Source organism: Marinimicrobium locisalis (assembly GCF_039822625.1).
GTDB lineage: Bacteria > Pseudomonadota > Gammaproteobacteria > Pseudomonadales > Cellvibrionaceae > Marinimicrobium > Marinimicrobium locisalis.
Window position 1 is genome coordinate 1 of the sequence record NZ_JBDLLG010000048.1, and the last position, 5,117, is coordinate 5,117.

General features: G+C 48.5%; 7 protein-coding genes. All 7 read left to right on the top strand.

The genetic code is table 11. The features are described from left to right. Positions 1 to 821: 821 nt before the first annotated feature. The 7 genes from AAE514_RS18135 (at position 822) to AAE514_RS18165 (ending at position 5,058) form a co-directional block, all read left to right on the top strand. Complete coding sequence (locus tag AAE514_RS18135) at positions 822 to 1,124, top strand: cupin domain-containing protein (protein WP_347332974.1); 303 nt, start codon at positions 822 to 824, stop codon at positions 1,122 to 1,124. Between the two features lie 85 nt (positions 1,125 to 1,209). Then, entirely contained in the window at positions 1,210 to 1,617 is a 408-nt protein-coding gene (locus tag AAE514_RS18140; protein WP_347332975.1) for a hypothetical protein, read from the top strand. A 60-nt stretch (positions 1,618 to 1,677) separates the two neighbouring features. Continuing rightward, positions 1,678 to 1,989, top strand: coding sequence for a hypothetical protein (locus tag AAE514_RS18145; protein WP_347332976.1), 312 nt, complete (start codon positions 1,678 to 1,680; stop codon positions 1,987 to 1,989). Between the two features lie 82 nt (positions 1,990 to 2,071). Then, a complete protein-coding gene (locus tag AAE514_RS18150) occupies positions 2,072 to 2,380 on the top strand; it encodes a hypothetical protein (protein ID WP_347332977.1) in 309 nt (102 codons plus the stop codon). A gap of 94 nt (positions 2,381 to 2,474) precedes the next feature. Further along, positions 2,475 to 2,870 carry a hypothetical protein gene (locus AAE514_RS18155; RefSeq protein WP_347332978.1) on the top strand — a complete coding sequence of 132 codons (396 nt, stop codon included), beginning with the start codon at positions 2,475 to 2,477 and terminating at the stop codon, positions 2,868 to 2,870. A 486-nt stretch (positions 2,871 to 3,356) separates the two neighbouring features. Then, the gene (locus AAE514_RS18160) at positions 3,357 to 4,571 is read left to right on the top strand and encodes an IS91 family transposase (RefSeq protein ID WP_347332979.1); all 1,215 of its coding nucleotides are present in this window, start codon (positions 3,357 to 3,359) and stop codon (positions 4,569 to 4,571) included. A gap of 73 nt (positions 4,572 to 4,644) precedes the next feature. Further along, on the top strand, positions 4,645 to 5,058 hold the full coding sequence (locus AAE514_RS18165) for a hypothetical protein (protein ID WP_347332980.1): 414 nt from the start codon (positions 4,645 to 4,647) through the stop codon (positions 5,056 to 5,058). Positions 5,059 to 5,117: the final 59 nt, after the last annotated feature.

Genomic DNA, 5,117 nt, shown 5'->3' on the forward strand with positions numbered 1-5,117 from the left:
ACTGTTTCACTGTGGAAAGCTCGATATGCTGCCGTAGCGCTCCACAGAGTTTTACGAAGAACCCCAAAAAAGGACTCTTGCGTGCCATAATCTATCCTCCTTGAGCTAATTACTGTTCTGTATATATGTACAGTATATCTAGCCAGACTTCAATGGGAGTGCGCGTTTTTCTGACAGGAAGTGCGCGTTTTTGGTGGGAGAATCTCGAAAATTATAAGAAAAACAATGGGTTATAAGAACTCATTGGTAGAATATCGCGCATTGGGTAGAATGATATCGAGCATGCGCGTTTACAGTCTCATCCAAACGACCTGGCTGCGGACTAAAATCAAGGAAATCAATAGGTTGCATAATTTTATTAAACCTATATCTCGGTTAAATATCACGCATGCGCGATATACAAATGTTACGTGTATCTATGAGTAAGCTTGAGAAGACGATACTGATTGTTACGATCGTTTTGGCGGTAGCATATATTGTCGCTTTCAATATGAACGTGCCCTATTATTGGGGTTCGGGAGAAAGGGTAGTCCCAAAGGGAATAGTAGATGCTTTATGGGTAGTAGTGCTATTAATGTCCGTCATCACACTGGCAGTTTGCATTCGTGATAGCGGTCTTCGGAAGCTACAAAACCGAGGTTGGTGGATATCGTACATGGTGCTTTTAGGCGCAGTAGCGATACCTCATTATTACATTAAGCACGGGAGGCGGAGTCGTGATTAAACACGTAACCATACGCACCAGTTCGCGCCCTACCGGGCGCCGGACGCTCGTAAACTCGCGCCGCTGTGCTTAGGCGTTATGCATACAGTAGTCAGCTATGAAAAATGTACTATCTGAATTAAAGAACCTGAATGAACGATGGGCTTCAATTGGCTTAGGGGAAGTGAATGGTTCCCCGGTTTCCATGCGAGTGATGGAAGACGTAGAAGCGAACTTTCACACTCATGACAATGCAGATGAGTTTTTTCTCGTTCTGTCAGGAAAGGTGTTTATTGACACAGATAGCGAATCAATTGAGCTCAATCAGGGTCAATCTTATACAGTTGCAGCTGGTACAAAGCATAGAGCACGTGCTATCGGTCGTTCTGAGCTTATCATTGTCGGAGGCCAGGATGCATAACCAAGCCATTAAGTTCGCGCACTTCGTGCGCCGGACCTCGCTTCACTCGGCCGCTTATGGCGGGCGTTAAATGCCAGTGAGAGTCATGAAGAGAATTGCAGGATACGCGCTCTTTTTTGTATTGGGTGTACTTTGTACTTATCTATACAACGAATATTGGGACGCCCGAGAGCATGCAGCGCTTGATATAAGCTCAATGTCAGAGTCTCTGATTTACCAAAACGTACTTCTGAAGACTTATAGTGAGCACTGCGATATAGAGGGGTACAAGGAATGGCGGGAGCACTTTAAAGATTCTATCGGAACTTACAACTTTCGGATTGATATAGGTGAGGATTTTCCCTTTGTAGATTCCCCAGAATATTTCAATGAACATCGTGGGCGATTCAAAGGATATTCCAATAACCTGGTGCAGTTCGATGCAAAGATTAAACGTTGTCAGCAAGCATTTAACAAGTCAATTAACTTCGCGCCTCCGGCGCCGGACAGCTAAAAGCGTGGCTTCGCCACAACGCTGCCGGTTATTGAGGCGTTAGCCTGACTTGAGGAAGATATGCGTAGTTCTGCACAAATCCTGGAGGAGATTTCTGTCTTTGAGCCCATTGAAGATGAATGGTTGCCTCTAGATGGTCTGCTCGAAGAACTTTGGATCTCTGGAGTAAGCGAAGAGTTTTTGCCAATCTTATTTGGTGTTTTCGAGCGATACCCTGAAGAGGACGGAGCGGGCGTTTTATGGTCAATCGTGCATGGCGTCGAAAGCTTGCCATTTGATTACGAGCCAACCCTCAAGGAATCCATGAATAAGAAACCATCAATCATGGGTGAAATCATGCTAAAGCGACTAGGTAGTGAACAAGCAGGCTAACCAAGCCATCAAGTTCGCGCACTTCGTGCGCCGGACCTCGTTTCACTCGGCCGTTTATGGCGGGCGTTATGTGTAATTCGCTATGAATAGAACAGTGAGCGAAATTCTTGAAGGAATGAGAGATTCTTACAGAGGGAAAACCTTTAGTGAAATTTCGTCTTTGGGCTGGATAGATCAAGTTCCTGTAAAGATAGGGTGGAAGAAATACTACCCTTCTATCTGGTCTGAGCGCTATGGTGGAGATTCGGCTATTCTGGTTGTCCAGCTTACAAAATGGCACATTCCTAAGTTCTTTGGAACTACTGATTGTATCGGGTTTATTAAAAGCAAAAATGGTGACATTGAGGATGTTGATGCCTACTGGCTTATGCATGAGATAGGGCACCCATGAAAACACATAACCAAGCAATTAAGTACGCTCCCTGCGGTCGCCGGACCTCGTTTCACTCGGCCGCTTATTGCGGGCGTTATATGTACAGGATGTTATGAAACGATTTTCTCAAATTCTGATAGCTGTGGTTGTCGGCGCTCTCATCAGCGGGATCTCGGTTTGGGTCTATCTTCACAAAGCAACAGGCCAAGCACTGATAATGCATTTGAGCGCCACTCCTAGCGAAGTGAAGCAAAAGCTCCTGATTATCGAGCAATACAATGAAGGGGACAGGGAGCAGGCTAAGCATTTGGCTTTTATGGTGCTGCTGGGCGATCATAAATTTTTGCAGGACCTCATCGCTTCACCGCATATGCCAGCCAGCCAAAAACAGCGATACATCGAAGCCAAAGATGAGGTGGAGGACTACCTTCTGAATAATCCTGTTCAAGGTTGTGAGTCCAGTAAAGACATTAAGGAGCTTAGAGAGTGTTTCCACCAAAACATATAACCAAGCGCAGCACTACGCGGCCTGGCGGCCGCCGGATGCTCGCAAGCTCGCACCGGTGTGCGCGGCGTTATGGGTGCTCGGCTTTTTACTTTTAGTTGGGTTTAAGTCGGGCCTGCGTGCTTCGTGCCAAAAGCCAGGTTAACCGGCATTAGAGTTATCCGGTTCATCGCAGGCTTGGCAGTTACGCTCCTGGTGGAACTTGGACGGTAAGAGGTAATCGGCAGCATCATCGCTACTGGCATGGTGTGCCAGTAAGAGAAATTCGGGCGGTGGCAGGTGTTCAGTTCTAGCCCCGCATTGTTCGGGCTGTGGCTCCGCTAGCGCTATGCGAAGTGCTAATAGTAGGTTGGGAGCGTCGCAGCCATAACCAAGCGCAGCACTACACGGCCTGTCGGCCGTCGGATGCTCGCAAGCTCGCACCGGTGTGCGCGGCGTTGGACATAACCGCTTCGCGGTGGAAAGCGTAATTCAAAGGAAGGGAGGCAGATGGAAATGCCGAAGCGGACAATACAAAAATTACTTCGCGCGTACAAGCCAGTTTTAGATGGAACGCCACAACCGCTAAAGAACCGCAAAGCGATTGAGGCATTAGCGCTGTGCCAAACACGCGAGCTTGGCGTTAGCCATTATGGTTGTCCCGAAGGACATGAACACTGGGAGCAATTTCACTCTTGCCGACATAGAAGTTGTTACGTTTGTTCAGAGCGAAAGCGCGTCGAGTGGGTTGAGAAGCAAAAGCAACGTCTTTTTGATACGCCCCACTTTCATGTTGTGTTTACCTTGCCACACGAGTACCTCTCGCTGTGGCGATACAATGAAGCGCTCTTTGCCAAATTGTTATTCAAGGCGAGCCAGCAATCGCTCCTGGAACTGATGGCCGATCGCAAGTACGGCGGTCTCACCCCCGGTCTACTGATGACATTACACACCTGGGGGCGGCAACTGAATCTGCACCCGCACACGCACTGCCTGGTTACCGCTGGCGGCTTAACGCCTGGCAATCGGTGGAAAGCCACTGGCGAGTTTTTGCTGCCCGGCCCAGTGCTTCGGCGCTACTATCGCGGCAAGGTTCAGGCTCTTCTGAAAGAGGCGCTGCAGCGGGGCGAGCTGACTCTGCCGCCGGATATGACCATCCAACAGTTATGGCAGCACTACCGGGCGCTGTACCGCAAAACATGGAGCGTCCGGATCGAAGAGCGCTACGAACATGGTAAAGGCGTTATGCTCTATCTGGCCCGGTACTGCAAGGGTGGGCCCCTCCATCCCAGTCAAATCAAGGGGTGGGAGCAAGGGGACATTAAAATGAGTTACCTGGACCACCGGGACAAGCGCATTAAAGAGCAGCGGCTTACACCGCTCGGTCTTGCGGAGCGTCTGCTACAGCACGTCCCGGCCAGGGGTGTACACACGGTGCGCTATTATGGCCTTTACGCTCCGGCGGCCAAGCAGCGCCACCGGCGGGCTTTGGCGCAGCACGGCAACCTTGAGGACGTAAAAGCCAGCCGTGGCCTGGATCTGAGAACTGTGCTACTTTGTTGCAAACGCTGTGGGGCTCCGGCCAGGCTCTTGAGCCAGAGGTGGGGCAAGGCGCCAAAAGGAAATTCCTTTATAAGGAGGCGCCGCACGCTTAGAGCGGGCGGTTATGTACAACAAAACGTTGAACGAGAAACCGGAAGGGAGAGTGTCGTTGATACGTCTTAAAATTTGGGGGCAAACCCTATTTTTTTACGCTTCCAATTTCTCGTTAACTCAGCGTTATGCAAAAGAGGGTTTCGTGAGATATATCTACCTGAGTCTATTGACTCTTATTTGCCAGCCAGCATTTTCCGAAAGTTTTGAGGTCACGGAAAGCGAGAGGTTAGGCTTTTACGAAGAACGAGGATTCTCTCTTATTAGACACGGTGGTGAAATAATTGGATACAAAATCACCGACATTTCAAAATACTATAAAGCCGTAGGCCTTAAACGCGGTGTAATTGTAACTCGAATAAATGGACATGATCTTAGCAAGATTGAGGGAGTTAGATCCTCAATCGAATCCATGAAATCGGCAGAGATTGTTGAGTATAGATACATTGAGAAGCTGGGTGGTGAGGAACTATCAGCAGTTTTCGAGTTTATAGTTAAAACTGAGGATGATGAAGAGAAAAAGAAAAAGAAAAAGAAAGAGAAAGAGAAGGATGCATAACGAATAAGGATATGTTGCGCTTGCCGCAACCTATCTCATTGTTGAACGAGCCCGGGGGT

What these genes read in the sequence shown, in the direction of transcription:
- AAE514_RS18135 (WP_347332974.1), top strand. Translation starts at nt 822, where the DNA reads ATGAAAAATGTACTATCTGAATTAAAGAACCTGAATGAACGATGGGCT.
- AAE514_RS18140 (WP_347332975.1), top strand. Translation starts at nt 1,210, where the DNA reads ATGAAGAGAATTGCAGGATACGCGCTCTTTTTTGTATTGGGTGTACTT.
- AAE514_RS18145 (WP_347332976.1), top strand. Translation starts at nt 1,678, where the DNA reads ATGCGTAGTTCTGCACAAATCCTGGAGGAGATTTCTGTCTTTGAGCCC.
- AAE514_RS18150 (WP_347332977.1), top strand. Translation starts at nt 2,072, where the DNA reads ATGAATAGAACAGTGAGCGAAATTCTTGAAGGAATGAGAGATTCTTAC.
- AAE514_RS18155 (WP_347332978.1), top strand. Translation starts at nt 2,475, where the DNA reads ATGAAACGATTTTCTCAAATTCTGATAGCTGTGGTTGTCGGCGCTCTC.
- AAE514_RS18160 (WP_347332979.1), top strand. Translation starts at nt 3,357, where the DNA reads ATGGAAATGCCGAAGCGGACAATACAAAAATTACTTCGCGCGTACAAG.